The 18,318-nt window shown below is 54.3% G+C and carries 8 protein-coding genes; 6 read left to right on the top strand and 2 right to left on the bottom strand.

Annotated features, from left to right (window positions below):
* The first annotated feature begins 314 nt into the window (after nucleotides 1-314).
* Nucleotides 315-4,049 (top strand): response regulator, encoded by a 3,735-nt coding sequence (locus CYPRO_RS10115; protein ID WP_124245586.1) that lies wholly within the window; start codon nucleotides 315-317, stop codon nucleotides 4,047-4,049.
* Between the two features lie 396 nt (nucleotides 4,050-4,445).
* Here CYPRO_RS10115 and CYPRO_RS10110 read toward each other — a convergent pair whose 3' ends face one another.
* Entirely contained in the window at nucleotides 4,446-5,438 is a 993-nt protein-coding gene (locus CYPRO_RS10110) for an IS110 family RNA-guided transposase (RefSeq protein WP_164682462.1), read from the bottom strand.
* A gap of 1,187 nt (nucleotides 5,439-6,625) precedes the next feature.
* Here CYPRO_RS10110 and CYPRO_RS10105 point away from each other — a divergent pair.
* The 5 genes from CYPRO_RS10105 (at nucleotide 6,626) to CYPRO_RS10085 (ending at nucleotide 16,343) form a co-directional block, all read left to right on the top strand.
* Nucleotides 6,626-7,030 carry a hypothetical protein gene (locus CYPRO_RS10105; RefSeq protein WP_114984501.1) on the top strand — a complete coding sequence of 135 codons (405 nt, stop codon included), beginning with the start codon at nucleotides 6,626-6,628 and terminating at the stop codon, nucleotides 7,028-7,030.
* Nucleotides 7,005-13,061 carry a LamG-like jellyroll fold domain-containing protein gene (locus tag CYPRO_RS10100; protein ID WP_114984500.1) on the top strand — a complete coding sequence of 2,019 codons (6,057 nt, stop codon included), beginning with the start codon at nucleotides 7,005-7,007 and terminating at the stop codon, nucleotides 13,059-13,061. Before CYPRO_RS10105 ends, CYPRO_RS10100 begins: the two co-directional genes overlap by 26 nt.
* 49 nt (nucleotides 13,062-13,110) lie before the next feature.
* On the top strand, nucleotides 13,111-13,884 hold the full coding sequence (locus tag CYPRO_RS10095; protein WP_164682688.1) for a T9SS type A sorting domain-containing protein: 774 nt from the start codon (nucleotides 13,111-13,113) through the stop codon (nucleotides 13,882-13,884).
* Between the two features lie 220 nt (nucleotides 13,885-14,104).
* Nucleotides 14,105-14,371 carry a PID-CTERM protein-sorting domain-containing protein gene (locus tag CYPRO_RS10090; protein ID WP_114984498.1) on the top strand — a complete coding sequence of 89 codons (267 nt, stop codon included), beginning with the start codon at nucleotides 14,105-14,107 and terminating at the stop codon, nucleotides 14,369-14,371.
* An 817-nt stretch (nucleotides 14,372-15,188) separates the two neighbouring features.
* Entirely contained in the window at nucleotides 15,189-16,343 is a 1,155-nt protein-coding gene (locus CYPRO_RS10085) for a baeRF3 domain-containing protein (protein WP_114984497.1), read from the top strand.
* A gap of 83 nt (nucleotides 16,344-16,426) precedes the next feature.
* Here CYPRO_RS10085 and CYPRO_RS10080 read toward each other — a convergent pair whose 3' ends face one another.
* Nucleotides 16,427-18,280 carry a BamA/TamA family outer membrane protein gene (locus CYPRO_RS10080; protein WP_124245585.1) on the bottom strand — a complete coding sequence of 618 codons (1,854 nt, stop codon included), beginning with the start codon at nucleotides 18,278-18,280 and terminating at the stop codon, nucleotides 16,427-16,429.
* Nucleotides 18,281-18,318: the final 38 nt, after the last annotated feature.

The following is an 18,318-nucleotide window of genomic DNA, read 5'->3' as shown; positions in this document are numbered from 1 at the left end:
GTTTTTGTTGGTTTATTTACGCTCTTCCCCGCTGTTTCATTTTCACAGCAGCAACCGGAAGGATTCCCCTTTGTCCGATTTTTCCAGGAAGGTACCGATTTCACCGGTTCCGACTTTACTTACGCAGTTACGGAAGCCGTATACTGTTTGGCAATGACGGCGTAGGCATTCAGCAGATCAACGGCACGCATTCCCGGCATATCCCTTTCCCGCAAAGCAATGTTGCTTCATCTTTTTCGCAGGATCCATTTGGACGCATCTTCGCTACCGGTAATGCAGAATTCGGGTATCTGGAAGAATCCGCCTCGCAGGGTATGCAGTACCGATCACTTGTTGACCGTGTACCGGCTTCAACAGGCAGCATCCCCTTTTTGCACGATTCGGCACCTGTAGGAACGCAGGGCGCAATGATTTTTATCGGCTTACAGCGGGCTTACTTTTATCACCCGGCAGCGGACTCCGTCCGGGTTTTGTCGCCTTCTGGCAGCTTTTACAGTACCGGTTACGCCGGCGGCTTTACCTGGCTCACCGATACCGAAACCGGACTCCATATTGTAGCTGATGACGGCCGCCTTGTCCATGTAGAAACTCCCTTTCCGCCGGATAATAACCGTATCATCGCCCTTCAAAATCAGGCCGCAGTCTTCACCATGGATCACCGGCTATGGATTTATGAAACCGACGGGAGATGGACGCTCAGCGGCGTTTTTGAATATTATGCAGACAAAGACGCGCAGCATGTACTCTCCGCTGGAAGCCTTGCCGATGGCCGCGTGATGATCAGTTCCATGAGCGGCGTGCAGATTTTTAATCAGGAGGGCGAACTTCAGCACAACTTCAACAGCAGCAACGTGCTGCCTTTCGATATTTCAGGAAAAGCCTTTGAAGCAAGTGACGGCACCCTTTGGGTAACAAGTCCGGTCGGTCTTGCAGCCGTCAGTTTGGGCAGCCCGTTGCGATACTTCCCTTCATCCCGGGGGCTGCCGGATCAGCGCATCAATGCTTTTGCTGAGTGGAATAATGCAGTATACGTAGGAGCGGATGCCGGACTCTGGATTCGTGACGGGAGTGAATTTACACAGGTTATCGGCAACGTAGCGATTTTTGATATGCAGGAAAGCCCCATGGGCCTGCTCGCCGCAAGCAGCCGCGGTCTGCTCCTTTTTGATGAAGCGGGCAATATGCAACAGCTCTCCGATGATTTTTTTGTGCGCTTTATCTTTGCAGACCCGCATTATCCCGAAACTTTTTATTTTTACGAGTCACCCAAGGCGCTGCATCGTGTTGTTTTAAAGGAGGATGGAAGTGATTCCGAGTTCTTGTTTTTGTTTGATTTATCGCTTACCCCTTTCTCTTTTGTGAAGGTTTCGGATGAAGAACTTTGGGTGAGTACCCGCGATTTTGGCGTTTTTCAGTTTCAAACCCGCTCGGATGCAAACGGCATCGCTGAAGTTACGGATAGTATTTTGTGGAATGAGGAAAGCGGGCTGCCCGGACTTGGCGCCATCAGTTTGTTCAGCTATCAGGATGGTGTTGCTTTTTTGACCGATGAAGGTGTTTTTACACCTGATACCGGCCGGCAGATTCTTTTGCCGCACCCCCATTTCCGGGATCTGAATTTTGGCACCACAAACAGCCACATCTGGCCGATTATTCAGTTTGACACCGGGGCAATAGCCGGACGTGTTGCCCCTTCCGTTTTCCCTTTGCTCATCCCGGATGACGATGGGCCTGCAGCAGAAACGGCCTCCTACACCTGGCGGAAACTGCCTTTTGGCCGTACACATGATAAAGGGGCCTTCATCAAATTCGCTGAAAGCTCGACCGGTAGATTGTACGGCCTGCAACGCGGCGGACTTTCCTATCTCAAGCCCGGCTGGGAACAGCATCCCGCGGGATTTGACGTTCCGCCCCGGATGCAGCTCACCGGCATCACCCTTGCGGCTGATTCCGTGCTGCATCAGGGATGGTCCGCAGCTACCGAGGATTTAAGCCCTAACGTTTCTTTTAGGTTGAACAGCCTCCGCTTCAACTGGAGCCTGCTGAGCTTTGAACCCAATGCCCTCAACCGGTATCAGTTCCGCCTGCTTGGTGCCGATACCGAATGGTCGGCCTGGACCGCCGAAACTTTTGCCGACTACCGGAACCTCCGCGAAGGCAGCTATACCTTTGAGGTACGCGGGCGTGACCTCTACAACCGCGTTTCGGAAGCCGCGGTTTTCTCCTTCACCGTGCAGCCGCCCTGGTACCGATCAGTTTTTGCGTACATGTTCTACATCTTTTTGGTAGCAGGCCTTGTTGCAGGCAGCATCCAATGGCGCACCCGCAAACTGCTCGCCCGTCAGCAGGAACTCGAGCGGGAAGTCGCCGCAAGAACCTCTGAAATTGAGCAAAAAAACGAGCAGCTCGAAAAGCTCGATAAAGTCAAAAGTACCTTTTTCTCGAATGTCAGCCACGAATTTCGAACCCCGCTTACCCTCATCAAAGGGCCCGTCGAGCGGCTCATGGCCGACAGCAGCCTGAGTAAGGCTGAGAAAATCCGGGAATATGAGCGCATCCTGGAAAACGCCAACCGCCTGCTCTCCCTGGTTGATCAGATTCTGAACCTCTCCAAAATGGAAAGCGGCACCTACGTGATGCAGCTCCGCCGCCTCGACCTCAACGCCCTGCTGCTGCGCATCGCGGAATGGTACCGTGAGCTTGCGACCCGCAAAGGACTTCAGTTCACGCTTGATGTTCCGGCAAAGCCTTTTTGGATTCACGCTGAAGCTGAACAGGTCGAGCTGCTTTTTTCCAACCTGCTCTCCAACGCGGTCAAATACACGAAAAGCGGCGGAATCACGCTTCGGTGTATCATCAAAAACCAAACGGCAGAAGTTGTAATCGAGGATACCGGAATCGGCATACCGGCCGGCGAGCAAAGCCGCATCTTCGACCGCTACTACCGCGCCCAAAGCGGCCTGCTCAGCAGCTCGGGGGCTGGTATCGGCCTAAATCTCGTAAAGTACGTAGCCGGCATGCACGGTATGGATGTCTCATTGAAGTCAGCCGAACAAAAAGGTACAACCTTCACCATTCAGTGTCCTGCCGGTGTTTCGCACATCAAAGCCCGGTATGTGATGCTTGAAGACGATGAGAGCATCCCCGCTGCCCCGCAGTACGTAACCGGCGGGGAAGATCAAAACCGTGTTACCGCTGCACCCATAAAAGAGTCTCCGAAGTCGGAATTGCCGGAGGACCCCGCTGCTGAAGATATCCCCCTGCTCCTGCTTGCTGATGACAACGCAGACATCCGCACTTTCATCCGAACCACCCTGGGTAGCGGTTACCGTTATGCCGAATGTGCCGACGGGCATCAGCTTGTTCAGCAGGCCGTGACGCTGCAACCAGACCTCATTCTTTCTGACGTAATGATGCCCGGTTTGGACGGTATTGCCGCAAGCCGTCAGCTCAAAGACAACCCTGATACGGCACATATCCCCATCATTATGATTACGGCCAAAGGCGGTAACCACAATGAACTTACCGGACTTGAATCCGGCGCCAACGACTATATTACCAAACCTTTTTCACCTGCGATACTGCAGGCACGGGTTCTTGGACAGATTAACCTCCTTATGCGCCTGCGTCGCTACCTGCAGCAGCAGTTCAAAGCAGCCTACGTTTCGTTTGACGCAATACCCGAATCAGAATCAGAACCAGAACCTGACCCAGCATCTGCGTCAGAAACCGAAACCACGGTCATACCCGAATGGAAGCAGAAAGTCGATGCGGCCCTTCACGACCCCGACTTTTCTGTGCAGGATATGGCAAACATGCTCGCCCTGAGCCGGTCAAGTCTCAACCGCCTTTTTAACAAAGAATTTGGCATCAGCCCCAATGAGTACATGCGGAAAAGGCGTATTGAGCTCTCGTGTGATATGATCTCAAGAAAGGAGGGAAGCATCAGCGAAATCGCCTATGCTGCGGGATTCAGCAGTGTTAGCTATTTCAGCCGGGTTTTCAAACAACTCAAAGGCGTCTCACCTACTGAATACGCAAACAGCTGAAGGGTTGACCCTTTTGTATGAACGGACCTGCGTGTACACCGGCTTAATTGGGACTTTCTCAAAACCTTCCAATGGTTGTGAACCCTTGGAAGGTTAAACTGGCTTATAACATCAATAAAACAAAACCACAACCCGTCATCCCGGAAATGCTGCGGCACGGCGCCGCTTAACCCGCACGAAACCTCGCGCAGCATTATCCGGGATCTACCAAGCTGGAAAATGCCGCGATCTTATTCCCGTTTGGGATGCCGGTTCTGCAAAGTCCGGCACAGCTTTGGTTGCCCGCAACCGGCATGGTCGCAGGACGAAGTTGGAAGATCCCGGATAACGCCGGCTGGTTTTTGGGGCGGCTATTGGTTTCCGCGTGGGCGTTTCCGGGATGAACTGTATTAAAAGTCAAGCGGCCAGCGCCTTTTTTTCATCATAAACTGAATTGGTCATGGCGACTTCAAACACCTGTCTTACTAATTTATGTGCAACGGCTATCTGAGCAACTTTATGAGGTTTTCCTTTACTTCTTAAACGTTTATACAGGTTACCACATGCGGGGTTATAGCGGCTCGCTGAGTAAGCGCACATATACAGCTGTTTTCGCACATAACCAGCCCCCATTTTGCTTATATGACCTTTGCCCTTTACGCTTGTACCTGACTGATACGGACTTGGCGCAATCCCGATATACGTACTCAGCTGCTGATGACTTTCAAAGCGCGTGAATCCGTCTGTTAAGACACATAACAGGATTGCAGTAGCCCTGCCAACACCCGGAATAGTGGAAATTCTTTTGATTAAATCACCGTATTCTTCCTTGGCCAATTCATCCAATTTCCGCTCAACCTTTTTGAGTGAGTCACGCATGAATGTCAGACTTTGATTATTAATTCTCAGGGCAGCTTCACAGGCCTGCTCATCAAGACTGAAAGCATGGTTTTGATTTTCGACCTGGTTGATTTGCTTGAGTAGCATCTCCCGAACGGTGTTTAATTGCCGAATAGAGCGCGTATTCACCGGTCTGGGTTTCCACACCTGCAGATCTGCATGCATTTTTAGGGCATAATCAGCGATCAGACGCGCATCAACCTGGTCAGTCTTGACCCGACTCATTTTGGCTTTGCAGTAGTTTTTGATCATTAGCGGATTAACGACACTAACCTTAATATCCCTGTCGGTCAGAAAGATGGCCAGACCAAGAAAGTACGGACCGGTGGCTTCCATCACCACCCAGCTGTCTGGAGTTACTGCGTCGGCGAGCTGTTGCCAGCCTGCAGGTTCGTTAGCCGCTTTTTTGACTTTTTTTTGACCCGCTTTGCAGAAATCAAGGGTATCTTTTGAGACATCAACTCCGAAAAAATACATAATATTGTTATTTTCATTTATGGTAATAATCATGAGGGACTCCATTAGCATATCCATCATTTATGCTGGCTCGAAGCCTTATGAACTGTTCTTGCTTAGTGGAGTTAAGCGCGTTGGTTTCATCCCGGACGAGCTCGAAGCTCAATGACGAAACACAGGGTACCAACGCGCTTTCACCTTCATGTTTGTGTACAAGTTAATATTGTAAGATTCTTATCCAAAACAGCTGATCCTTGCCGCTCAACTAATATATGATGACGGGTTCTTTGTGGGTGGGATTTGGGAGAACAGATTCGGTTCCTCGGATTTTGTTTTGAAATCCGGTCTTGTAGAGACGCGATTCATCGCGTCTCGATTCATCGCGCCACTACGCGCGGGCGGTCGGGGTTGGTAACAGATTCCCTGCCTGTGGGCTGTCCCCTCAATTGCCGCAGTGCACGTAATTCGGCTTCTTGCCTTCGACCGGCATCTCCACACCCCGGCCCGCCATCCCCGGGGCGCTGAACAGGATTGGTTGCTGTCCAGGCCACATCAACCCTAATAAGTTCCTGCAGGGGCCACCCCTCTCAAGAGGGGAGTTATGTATCCCAAATAATAACAACATTATATCCTAAAAATGACACACTGACATACTGTGCTGTGACACACTGAAAAATTGGGCCACCCCTCTCGAGAGGGGAGTTGCGTATCCCAAATAATAACATCATCATAACCTAAAAATAACACACCGACATGCTGTGCTGTGATCCACTGAAAAATAGGTCCGCCCTACGCCTAATCCGTGTTCCGTCTGCGCGTAACAGGCAAAAAAGCAAGGTGCTATGAGACCGGTTTGGGATGCCGTGAGCCAGCACTGCTGACCTTGATGCTCCCGGAGTTTCCCCAAAAAAAAACGTGCAGTGGATTGTTTTGGAGGGTTGTATATAGAATGTATAGATGACCATGTCGTGTTTAGCGGACTTATGGAGGGGTGGTTTTAGGGGCTGAAATTATTGATGGGCTTTTGCAGTCGAAGGGGGATTCAGGCTGGCCGGGCGTGCTTTAAAAAATCCTTTTTGCGTCCGTTTTTCTTCAAAAAAAGAGGTTTTTGACACATCTGTACAACAAAATGGTTCATTTGTACTAACACCTGCGGTGCCGTATAGGGTATTTTGGTAGCAGTCTCTCCGTAAAAATGCGGAAGATGCTTATCAAATCTCACCTTAAATAAGTAGTACTACATGCTATACCGCGACTTCCTTTTGCGTTTGTTTCTGATACTTTTTGCCGTGCTTGCTTTTGCGCAGGCCGGCTATGCTCAGCAGGTAATTTATGTAAAGGCCGATGCTACGGGCGCCAACAACGGCAGCTCCTGGCAGGATGCCTTTACGCAGCTTCAACCCGCCATTGATGCCGCAACCGCTGCCGATCAGATCTGGGTGGCGGGGGGTACGTATTTCCCTACGCAGCAGCGCATTGCCGGGGTGAACCGAAGCCGCTCTTTTGTGATTCCCGGATGCCAAAAACGGACTGCGGATTTTTGGCGGCTTTGCGGGTACCGAATCGCAGCTTTCCGAGCGGGTGAACCCGCAGGCACATGTGAGCAGGCTCTCCGGGGACATGGATCAAAACGATGGTCCGCTTGATATTTACAGCGGGACAGAACCCAATTTGCCTTTGCTGGAGCCCACGAATCATATCAATTTTACGGAACAATTTCTGCCCATCGATACGGGACTCCTCATAGTAAATGATGAATCAAACGTGTACAGTGTTATTGCTTTTGGGGGCGGCATTGGCAGAGAAACCGTATGGGACGGATTTACGGTGTCCGGCGGATTTGCAGTAGAGCAAAATACAGACCTCTATTTTAGTAATGAACTTTTTTATAGTGGAGGTGGCCTGAACTGCGCTGGTTGCAGTGCTACTTTCCGGAATATGCGATTCGAGGGAAATTTTTCAATGCTTCAGGGCGGTGGGGTATCGGTATACAGCAGTGGAAATCCCTTATTTGTAAATACTGTTTTTTATGGAAACGCCGCCGGAGGTTATATACCTGGTCTGATTGGTGGACAAGGGGGAGTCGTGAGGTTTTACACGAGTAATGGCATCATAATAGATAATCCGTTTCTTGAAAGTGGTGAAGGGGGTGCCATATATGTGCATTCCGGAAATCCTGAAATCATAAACAGTACTCTTTTTGGCAATCTGTCCCGCGGTAGTGGTCATCATATTCGTTCGCTGGCCCCTTTTTCGCTTAAAAACAGTGTTGTCTGGGGCAGAGGCAGCCTTATGCCACCGGAGGGATCCGACCCTCCTGTCTGGGCTGGTTCCTCAGATTTTCACGTAAGCAGCGGCGTAATGAAGCACAGCGTGCTGGAGTCCCCATGTCCGTCTGGTGTATCCTGCGAAGTAATTACTACAGTCAATCCCCTGCTTGACGAAGACCTGCGCATAGACAGTGAAGAAAGTTCTGCTGTTAATTTTGGAAGCAATGCCTTCCTGCCACCCGATACCGATGATCTGAACGGAAATAATAACACGACCGAACCCCTGCCTTATGATGCCGCCGGCAATCCTCGCATACAGCAAGTCATTATCGATGCCGGTGCGTTCGAAAGTCCGTTTGGCGATATAAGTCCTTCTGTGGCTGCCGTATCCCCGGGGCAGCGGGTAGAAATTAACGTGCCGGGCGCCTCAAGCAACACGCAGGTATCCATTAATAATGTGCCGGTTGATCAAATTGAGGTCTTGAGTTCAGCACGGATTGCTTTCATCGTACCTGAGGGTGCCACCACTGGTCTCATCGACATTGTTACTCCCGATATGAGTTTTTCAAGTACCAACGAGCTTGTGATAACGCCCGGCAGCGGTGGCAGGGCGCTGCGGGCGAGCGGGAATGGCTCTGTAGATATTCCTGCCAACGAGGCGGTAAGCAACAGAAGTTTCAGTATATCATTTTGGATGCGGGTTACCGACCCCGGACAGTTTAATGGTGACATCATTTCGTATGGTACCAATTTTGAAGGGTGGGTTCTGGAAAAAAATCCTGAGTCAAATATCTCACCGCTGAGGTTCCGCGAGCGAAGGTTAGATTCACAAAATCTTCTCAACGCTCCCGACAGCCCTAATTTTTTAGCTGGTGACTGGCATCATGTCGTGCTAACACTGAATTGGGCAGAAATTCCTGGTAGTGTCCCACAAATAAATCTATTTGTGGATAACCTCCAAACCCACATGTCCGGCACGACTTTTACCGTCCGGGACTTAGGCTTGGTAGTAGGTTCGGGGAATGGTTTCGAAATTGACAATTTGATGATTTGGAATCGTGCGCTCGTTGCCTCGGAAGTAGCTGATATCCGCCGGAAACATCTGAAACTCAGCCCGTATGAGCCCGAAGCAGATGGTCTGGTTGCCAGCTATCGTTTCGATGCGGACAACCCGACCACGGTTTACGATTATGCCGGAAGGAACAACGGGATCATTTCAGACAACATAAGCCGGACGGAATTCAGCGGAGCCCCGGTTGCTACAACCATTTCCAACCCCGCAGGTCCGGAGGGGGCGCAAATCAGTATCAGCGTTCCTGAATATCAGGCCTTCAGCACCGGAGTCCCCGATGGTGCACCGGTACCTGTAACCCGGGCAGGTGAAGCATACGGATTTGAAGTACCCGAAGCCCAGGCCCGAAGAATGCCTGTGCACTGGACTGTTTTTGCCAACGCTAAACAGCCTGCCAGCATCACGATCGATTACTCGGACATCACCTTTCCGGATGCTGGAATACTTAAGGTGATTTACAGACGATCTGCCGGAAGTCCGTGGGTGCCTGCACCGGGAAGCTGGGTGCATGACCCGGCTCAGTCTACGTTCTCCCTGAACAGTCTGGCTCCCTTACCGACGGGCGAATACAGCATTACCGATGCACCGCTGGTTTCCTTATTTGCATCTGTCCGGCCACGGGCTCAGTTTGCGGCACCCGGGGAGCAGGTGCGCTTTCTGGTGGAAATGCAAAATTCCGGGATCGATCCTGCAATTGAAGCCTCGACCGTAAGCCTTGATTTTCAGGGGTTGGAAAACATCACTTTTTCAGGCGGAACCCTGAATAACGGAATCTGGACGGTTAGCAGTCTGGCTGCAGGTGCTTCAGAAACACTGGAAATAACGGCGACGCGTGCCACAGATGAAGGGGCGGCCGGACTGACTCTTTCTGCCGACAATACCGGTTCGAGCGTACAAAATGCAAATCAGATCGCGCAGATTTTTGATCCGGTGTACGAAACCGGGCAGCATATAAACATTTCTAATATGCATCTGACGGCAGAGGCGAGCCCGGATGTGATGGGCATACTCGATGCTGATTTCACAATAGAAGGTTGGATAAAAAGGAAAGCTGTTGGCTCCTCATACCCGATTATTTCGCAGCTGAACGCTCAGAATACCAATATTCTTCGAATTGGCATAACTAATTTCCGCCCAATTTTGGAGTTCAACGGCAGCCGTTTAGCGAGCGGCTTCGTTACCCAGTCCAATACCTGGTACCATCTTGCATTTACATTCAACAAAAGCACCGGCGAGCGTAAAATTTTTGTAAACGGCATTCAGCAGGCTTCCGATATAACCAGTTCGGGCCCAATACTACTTGACTCACCGCTGATTATTGGCGGCTGGCACTCTGAGTCTAACCGTAATACAATTGAAGGGTTTGATGGTTTTATTCACAATCTGCGGATATGGAATGCACCGCTTACCAGGGATGAGATTCTTCAGCGCAAGCATCAGCATATTCCGGAAAATGACCCTTTATTGGCTTCGTTGATGGCCGATTTCAGATTTACGGAAGGCCAGGGTGTACAGGCTTTTGACTACGCAGGCGGGAATTTACTAAGCAGTCCGCAAGACGATATTTGGGGTGCAAGGGAAGGTGTTTTGTTCGGGAACCAAAGCGCCGTGGCTACGCAGGAGAACCCCGCTGCCGTTGGTCAGCCGGGCGCCACGCTAACCGTCTCGGACGTTTCTGACCGGGAAGTGCTCCTGCACCTTTCCGGCCGGCCCGACGGCCCGGACCGCACCCCCGCCGATACCGGCGAGTCGTTCGCCGAAACCTTTGCCGGCTTCGTTACCGGTCGTCCCAACGTAACCTGGAGCCTGAGCACAACACCCGGCGATACGCTGCAGGCCGATCTCGAACTCGCCTACGGAGCGCTGAGCCTGTCGGAAGAGCCTGCCGAACGCCTGTTCGTGCTTTACAGAACCGGCCCTGATCAGGATTGGGATTTTGATGAAGGCTGGAACCATCACCCGGATACCAAAACCTTTACGCGTTCGGGAGACGTACTGGCCGGCGAGTACAGCATCATCTCCATCCCCACGGCCCGGCTCGCGATTGAAACTGAGATACTGGAGCTGGGCGACCCTGACGAAAACGGCTTCCGTATTCGACTCACGGCCACCAATACCGGCTTGGATACACCGGCCCAGACCACGGTCGCAACGCTGGCCAGCCGCACGGGCGCGTTCCTGAACCTTCAGGCTGAAGGCAACGGCTTCGACACCGAAACCCTGAGCTGGAACGTACCCGACCTCGGCGCCGGGCAGTCCGTGAGCGTGATACTCAGCGGCACCTTTAATGACAACATCCCGGTAGCACTGAGCTCGGAAATCACGGGTACGGAAGTCTTTAACCTGTCAACGCAGGTGCAACGCACGGCCGGACTCATCCTTGCTAAGGCTCCCTACGCGGCGGGTTCGACCGTTGCGCCCCAATTCGACCTGCTACCCGGCGTTTCCGGAACCGATTTTGGTCTGGTGAACAGCAGCTTCACGGTAGAAGCCTGGGTGCGCCCGAATACAATTTCCGGGGATCAGGCCATTCTGGGTCAGGCGATGCCCGGCAATCCCGACAACCGCACCCTGCACCTGATTCTGCGCAATGGCAGGGTTCACATGGGCTTTTTTGGGGATGACCTTCAGGGGCAAACCGACGTTCCGGCCCAGCAGTGGTCGCATGTGGCCTTCACCTACGATGTGACGACCAACAGCCGCGTTGTGTATCTGAACGGAGTAGCCGACGGCTCGGATACGTCAGGCGGCCCGTTTCTGGGCGAAGGCACGGTGTTTATCGGCAGGTGGAATGATGGCAATTTCCTGAACGGTCAGTTTGATGAGCTGCGCATCTGGAACCGGGTGCGTAGCCCGGAGGAAATCCGCCAGAATATGCACCGCACCATTTCCCAAAGCGAGCCCGATTTCCAGGACCTGACGGCCTACTACCGCTTCGATGAAGGAGAGGGCACCATCGCCCACGACCTGCGCGGCGGTTTCCATGCCACCATCGCCGGCTCATTGGAAAACGCCTGGCAAATCAGCGCGGCTCCGGTAGGGCAGCAGGCAGTGGTGGTAACCGCCGGTACAGCAGCGCAGGTCGGCGTGGCAGGCAGCAGCCTGGGTCTGAGCGGGCTCACCGGCAGCGATGCGGGCCTGTACAGCTTTGGACTGGCAGGCAGTGATCTGCGCACCGCTGCAAATGCGGGCGGCAGCTTCAGCGCGCTCGAAGATCAGGGCATAGATGCGCGCACCTCCGTGGGATGGGGCGTGCGGGCCGGCGATGATTCCGAAGGCACGCTCACCCTGACCTTTGACGGGTTCGATGCCGAATCTCCGGTGCTGCAGTCCCCTGGCCTGCTGTACCGCCCCGCCGCAGATCAGCCCTGGGAACTGCAGTCCGACAGCCTGTGGGTCAAGAGCATCGCCCAGAATACCTTCACCTTTACCGGCGAACTGGCTTCCGGGGAGTACGTGCTTGCGCCCTTCCCGTTCCTGAACGCGCCCTACGCCGGCACGACCCCCGGCTGGCGCATGGTCGGCGCCCCTGGCGCGTTTGCCCGCTACGACAACGTGCTGGCCGACATCTGGACGCAGGGTTTCCCAGGCGCTTCGGCCGGCGACGACGGTGATCCCAACGTGTTTATCTATGATGAGGGCGCCCGAAGCTGGGTGCCGCCCGCGTCTGCGACCAACATTCTGGGCACAACCAGCGACACGGGCTTCCGATCGACAGGGCGAACGGCGATTGTCTATTTCTTTGAAGATCAGCTGCCCTTCAATGTGCGCTACGCCGGCCTGTTTAACGCCGAAGAAACGCAGCTCACGCTCCCGGCCACGGTACTCACCGAAGACGACGGCTTTCAGGGATGGCATCTGGTGTCCAACCCGTTTCCCTTCCCCATCGACTGGACGCGCGTAGTCGCCGACGGGCTCAACGAAGTGGCTCCGCCCATCTTTATTTACGACGCCGATACCTTTGATGGCATGGGCGGCTACCGCGTGCACTATGGCTTCAACATCCCGGGCCTGCCGGGGCAGATTCAGCATGATGGCATCATCCCGCCTTTCCAGGGCTTCTTCATCCGGACTGCGCAGATTGACGGTACGCCGGGGACGCTGACCTTCAGGCCCTCGCATCGGCCGGTCAACGGCGGCGGGGGCGGACAGCTCTTCCGTCAGGGCGACGAAGAAGAGCCGGAAGCCCCGCTGCACCTGCTGCTGTCGGTGGAAAATGCGGACGGCTCGCAGGCGCGCAGCAGCCTGCTCAAAATTGAGCAGACCGATGAGGCGGAGCAGGCCGGGCAGGTTCTTTCCGAGCTGGGGATGCCGGCCTCGCTGGTCTGGGGATGAGCTCCTGTTCGGACTTCGGGGCGGCCATGGTCAGTTTGGGCCGCTGAGCATGAAGCATCAGCGGATGCAGGCGGGCAACACCTACAGCTTTCCGCTGTTGTTCGACGCACAGCGCGCGGGCAGCTACACCCTGCGCATCCCGACCCTGGAAAACTGGCAGCATGGGCAGGTTCGCCTGACCGATCACCACACAGGCGAGACGGTGGTAATGGAGGCAGGCAGCACCTATGTGTTCGGGCACAGCCCGTCGCAGGGGCGTCCTGCCGCTGAAGAAGGCCGCCGCATGCAAGCCGCGTCGGGCAGCTTTGAAGCGACCCGCGCGGTGACGGAGCGAATGGCTTCGGTGTCGGCCTCCTCAGTAAATCCGCGAGCACTGCCGGCGCCGGTGGGCTTCCGGAACAGCGGGCCTGCCCAATTGGATATAACAGCGCCAACTGGCGGAAATGCCGGTTTAGCTGCGATGCAGCCCGCGAATGAGGGGCGTCCCGCGGGTATGGCGCCGCGTTTCACGCTGCAGCTGCTGTTCAGCGAACCCGAGCAGATTCAGCCGGAGCTGCCCGCGCAGCTGGCCCTGGACCAGAACTACCCGAACCCCTTCAACCCGACCACAACCATACAGTACGCGCTGCCCGAATCGGGGCACATCCGCCTCGACGTGTTCAACGTGCTGGGTCAGCGGGTAGCGACGCTGATCAACGGGGAGCAGACAGCGGGCTTCCACAGCCTGCAGTTCGACGGCTCGCGCCTGTCGAGCGGCGTGTACCTGTACCGCCTGCAAACCAGCAATCAGGTGATCACCCGCAAGATGCTGCTGCTCAAATAAAAGCAGCGCCCTCCGGGACAGGAAGCGAAGCCCTGCAGGTGAATCAGCACATAGCATTGCAGCGAACAGCCTACGCCCCGCTGCAATGCTTTGCAATCCATCACGGCTACCAACTGATAAATCAGACTGAACTGCTGATCTCGGTCTTCTGTCTTCTGACTTCTGTCCTCTGCCCTCTGTCCTCCGTCCACAAACTTTTCCCCCCAAAATTTCTGATCTCATGAAAAATCGCATCAAACACTTCTTTGTCACTCTCTTTTTTATCGCAGCGCTTGTGCTGTTCATCGACATCAATCCCGCTGAAGCGCAGTACCGCGACGAACCGGACTGGGGCCGGCAGGGTACGGCGCAGCCTGCGGGCAATCCTTCCGGTCCGCCTCTGCCGCCGGGTGCACCGCAGCAAACCCCGATCGGCGGTGGCCTCGCCCTGCTGCTCGCCGCGGGCGGTGCCTACGCTGTTAAGAAACTGAAGCAAAAACCGGAATAGAAGCTGCTGTGCGGTTTGTGGAGAAACCTGCCAGAGATTTTGGAATTCTCTGACAGGTTTTGACCGCCGCGGTACCGGCATTGGACCTGTAAAGCCACGGAAAAAATACTTTCATCGGTAAAAACTTTTAGGAGCGGGCCAGCGTGTCCGCCCGCATACTGCGACTGATCGGGAACCCTCCAAAGTAGAGACCCTTGGAGGGTTGGTAAGGCTTGCAACCTACATAAATTCAATATTTTATCCCCGTCATTTCTTACATGCTGGGGCGCGGTGCTTCAAACCCGCACGAAACCTCGCGCAGCATTATTCGGGATTTGCCAGGAAGAGCCTGCCGCAATCTCAAATAAGCGGAAGGAAGCTGGTTCCGCAAAGCCCGCTGCAACGTTTGGGAGCCCGCTTCAGCCTAAGCGTTTCCGGAATGAGCACGGTCATTTTTTTAGTTTGAATCTATTAGCCCTGCAAGGGTGAAATATCTCCGGAGCCCATATTGCAGATTCAAAAAATAGGAAAGCAAAGACTGTAAGGCAGGGTCAGGTTAAAAGGTCTGAAGCGCTCAGCAAGGTGATTCAACGGAATGCTTGCGCACGCTTTACAATTGATATTAGAATAGATAGCAGCTTTTTTCTTGGGGATTAATCCCCTTTGCTTATTTTGAATTATGAATGACCATAAAGACAAGATGTCGTATGGTTCAGCAATAAAACAGGAAACTTGTTCGTGCATTAAAGTTTAGCGAAAAAAAGGCGCAGCGGCGTGAAAGGTCCGGCGCCTGACTTATTACAGACAAACCATTCAAACCGAAGATTAAGGAGTATTTATGGAAAGACTTAGCCTGCAGTATCTCAAAGACCTACATCAGATTCAGGACCCTATTTGCATTTCGATTTATATGCCTACGCACAGGGTAGGCAATGAAATTCGTCAGGATCAGATTCGCTTTAAAAACCTGACAACGCAGGTAACAGAAAGCTTGAAAAAAAGGGGGATGCGGGATTCCGAAATTGACCGCCTGCTAAAGCCGCTCGAGGATTTCCGCAAGGAAGCGCCTAACTGGCAGCAACTCAGCGATGGCCTGGTCATTTTCTTGTCCAAAGACCATTTCGAAGTCAATCAGTTTCCGGTTTCTTTTCCGGAGCTTGCGCTTGTGTCGCACCGCTATCACCTGAAGCCACTTTTGCCGCTGCTGAGCGGAGATGGTCTGTATTATGTGCTGGGTATCAGTCAGAATAAGCTAACCCTTTTTGAGGGCTCGCGGTTTAGTCTGAAGGAAATTGACGCTGATTTCCTTCCGCCTGCGCTTGCTGAAGCACTGCGTATCGATCAGTTTATGGCTTCGCAGCAATTCCATACCGGTGGTCCGGTAACGCCTAACGGTTCACGGGCTGCGCTTTTCCACGGACACGGAGGCGGGGGCGATGAAGATCAGAAGCCGCTGATCCGCGCTTATTTCCGCAAGGTTGATAAGGAACTCACGCGCTTCCTGAGTGACCGCGAGGTGCCGGTTGTGCTTACGGGCGTGGAGTATCTGCACCCGCTGTATCATGAAGTCAACACGCACCCCGGCCTGCTGAAAGGCGGTGTACATGGCCATTCTGACAGTTTCAGCGGTGAGGAGCTGCACAGCCGCAGCTGGGAAATTGTGCAGGAAGTTTTCACCCGCGAACAGGATGATGCGCGCAAAGCCTTTACCGAGCTGAACGGCAGCAACCGGGTTGTGCACCGCATTGAAGAGGTCGTACCGGCAGCCGCACAAGGAAAAATTGAAACCCTGTTCATGGCCGTTGATGACGCGGTTTGGGGACGTTTCAATGAAGGCAGTTCCGAAATCCGTATCGAGCATGAAGGTGAAACGGCTGAGGATTTGATCGATCTTGCCGGGCTGCGGACCCTGCTTAACGGCGGTAAAGTGTACGGGGTGAAGCGCGAGGAAGTCCCCGGCGGACATCAGCTTGCAGGTGTTACGCGCTACTGATCACAATTTAACTTAAAGTAGCTAAATCAATGGGTGATGATTCGGTTCATCACCCATTTTTTGTGGCCTTTTATATTTTGGTTTCAGATGTCAGCGCGCAGGCCTACATGCACTTTGCCGTTTCCGAAGCTGTCGCCGCGGCCCAGGGCGTAGCTGAACTGCATGGTGCCGAGCGGGGTGCCGACCGCGAAGCCGAAGCCCCAGCTGCGCAGCCATTCCCGCTGACTGGCGGGCGGACGCGGATCTTCGGGGGCTATGGTCGGGCGGCCTTCGAAGATGAGGGCGGGGCGCTCGTACCATCCGAGGGCACCAAACACGAAGGCGTAGGATGTTTCGTCGAGGAGGTAGCGGTATTCGGCGTCCCCCCAAATCATGCGGGAGGCCTGGAAATGCTCTTCGCGGTAGCCGCGCAGGCTTCGGGCGCCGCCGAAGCGGTTCAGGTCGCTTTCGGTGTACTCAGGTGAAAGGCTCAGAAATCCGTTGAGCCCCGGGGAGATGACCTGACGCCGCAGCGGACTCAGGTAGGCGCGGGCGCTGAAGCTGAGCTCCTGCTGATTCAAGCGGCTGCGTTCGGTAAACTGCTCACGGTTGGCGTCGGTGATGCGCTTGATGCCGGTTTCGGCAAGGAAACTGAGCTCGGCCCCGCGGGTTGGGTTGCGCAGGCGGTCGGTGTCGCGGAAGGTGATGCCAAAGCCGGTGAAAAGCGAAGTTGCGTCGAGCACCCGCAGCTGTGCGACGGGCAGGGCGCCGCTTACACTTACTTCCTGACGCAGGCTTGCTATCAGGCTCGTGGTGCTGCTCAGGCGGTAGCGTCCGTTCAGGCGCAGGGTTCTGACCTGATAGAGCGTATCCTGCTGTTCAAAGCGGAAGCGCGCGCCGGCTCCAAAAGGGGTGCTGCCGATGTGCTGCGACTCAAAGCCGAGATCAAGACGGGTCACAAACTGCTGCAGACGCTCGAACTGCAGATCAAGCCGGCTGCCGGGCAAAAACACGTTTCGCAGTACGAGATCGCCTGTGCCAATAACGGTGCCCCCGCCGCCGGGATCGGGCAGGTAGCCAAACAGCAAATCGACCGCATTGGTGCGGCGCTCTTCTACGTCAATTTCCACGATGAAGCCGGATGAGCCGGGTTCCTGCATGAGCACTGCTTCCCCTACTGACGCAAGCAAACCGGTGTTTTCCAGATTGAGCCGTGCCGCGCGCAGGCTTGCAGCGTTGAGGACCATCCCTTCGCGGATGCCGCTCACCCGTGCTAAAAAAACAGGATTGTTGCGGTTTACGCCGGTTAAGCGAAGGCTTTCAACCTGCACCAGCGGACCAGGATCAGCTTTTAGCGTGACCGCTACGGTGCAGTCCTGTATATGCAGTTCGGGCTGAACCCGCGCAAAAAGGTAGCCTTCCCGCTCCCAGAAATCGAGCTGCGCACGAATTTCACGTTCTACGGATTCCTGACGGAATGGTCGTCCGGGGCGCAGGTAGCGGCCTGCTAAGGCTTGCAGTTCCGCTTCTGATTGCTCGGGCACAGCCGTTGCATCGGCCGTATCCGGGTTTGCTGTGGGGATGAGGCGTGCTTCGATGCTGCTGAGGCTGAACCGGCACCCGCGGCTGATCCAAAGCTGCAGGGGATCGCCCGGGGATTCGGGGAGCCGGAGGGAATCGGGGGCGGCTTGCAGGTATCCGTCAGCGCCGGCTTTTTCGGTGACGTAGCGAATGGCCTGTTGCAGCACATCATTTTGGGGAAGACCTGCTGCTTCTTCTGTGATGATGGGAGGCTCAATCTTGCGTAGCGAATCAGGGAGGGAAACCCGACGGCCGTCGAGTTTGAGATGGAGCGGGTGAAGGCTGAGGGAGTCCGGTACGGCTGCAATGGTTGACGATGGGGCTGATGGGGCCTGTGTCGCAGCAAGGGGGGCTGAACGGGCGAAGGCGTTGTTCATCCCACAAAACCCACCCCAAAACCAAAACATAAACGCAA

It is taken from the genome of Cyclonatronum proteinivorum, from assembly GCF_003353065.1.
GTDB lineage: Bacteria > Bacteroidota > Rhodothermia > Balneolales > Cyclonatronaceae > Cyclonatronum > Cyclonatronum proteinivorum.
Note: the sequence above shows the minus strand (reverse complement) of the source record. Positions and strands in the feature narration are given on the sequence as shown.

Coding starts and splice junctions, on each gene's coding strand:
- CYPRO_RS10115 (WP_124245586.1), top strand. CDS start 315: ATGCAGTACCGATCACTTGTTGACCGTGTACCGGCTTCAACAGGCAGC.
- CYPRO_RS10110 (WP_164682462.1), bottom strand. CDS start 5,438: ATGATTATTACCATAAATGAAAATAACAATATTATGTATTTTTTCGGA.
- CYPRO_RS10085 (WP_114984497.1), top strand. CDS start 15,189: ATGGAAAGACTTAGCCTGCAGTATCTCAAAGACCTACATCAGATTCAG.
- CYPRO_RS10105 (WP_114984501.1), top strand. CDS start 6,626: ATGCTATACCGCGACTTCCTTTTGCGTTTGTTTCTGATACTTTTTGCC.
- CYPRO_RS10080 (WP_124245585.1), bottom strand. CDS start 18,280: ATGAACAACGCCTTCGCCCGTTCAGCCCCCCTTGCTGCGACACAGGCC.
- CYPRO_RS10090 (WP_114984498.1), top strand. CDS start 14,105: ATGAAAAATCGCATCAAACACTTCTTTGTCACTCTCTTTTTTATCGCA.
- CYPRO_RS10095 (WP_164682688.1), top strand. CDS start 13,111: ATGAAGCATCAGCGGATGCAGGCGGGCAACACCTACAGCTTTCCGCTG.
- CYPRO_RS10100 (WP_114984500.1), top strand. CDS start 7,005: ATGGATCAAAACGATGGTCCGCTTGATATTTACAGCGGGACAGAACCC.